This window comes from Clostridium tarantellae (assembly GCF_009295725.1).
Taxonomy (GTDB): domain Bacteria; phylum Bacillota; class Clostridia; order Clostridiales; family Clostridiaceae; genus Sarcina; species Sarcina tarantellae.
Map to the genome: position 1 here is coordinate 1 of NZ_WHJC01000589.1, position 674 is coordinate 674.

At 21.7% G+C, this 674-nt stretch carries 1 protein-coding gene; it reads left to right on the forward strand.

What is annotated here, in order from left to right:
- Positions 1-144: 144 nt before the first annotated feature.
- A partial coding sequence (locus GBZ86_RS16505) for a YveK family protein (RefSeq protein ID WP_152892483.1) occupies positions 145-674 on the forward strand: 530 nt, incomplete at its 3' end.

A 674-nucleotide genomic window follows, 5' to 3' on the forward strand; every position in this document is an offset into this window, starting at 1 on the left:
ACAGAAAATCATTCAATTATTTGATTTTAAAAATTATCAAACAAGGAAATAAAATGTAACAACTTATGTTTTTTTAGAATATTATTAAATATAAGTCGAATTTTAGTAATTTTTTAAAATTAAATAATAATAGAGGTGAGTAAATTGGAAAGCAAAGATTTAACTCTTAATGACAGTTTATATATACTTAAAAAAAAGTATAAATTAGTAATAGTAATAACTGCTTTATTTACTATTTTATCTATACTTGCAAATATATTTTTATTAAAACCAAGATATGAAGCTACTGCAACTTTATTTGTAGGTAAAAATGAAAAAATACAAGATAATTATACAGTAGCAGATTTAAATTCTGCTTATGTAATGTTAAATACTTACATTAGCATAGCAACAACAAAGGATTTTATTACATCTTCTTTAAGTAAACATGGAATAAATAAAGAGGCTACTGAAGTATTAAAAAATTTAAAAGTTATAGCAGTTAAAGAAAATGCACCTATTTTACAATTTAAATATGTAAGTAAAGATAAAGAAGAGGCTTTAGACGTAGTAAGTGCTATTTCAGAAGAATTTGATAAGGAAATTACAGAAATAATTTTAAATACTTATAGTAAAGTTATAGATACGCCAAAGGTTGAAGAAATAACTGTTAATAAGTTATTTGTTGTATTAAC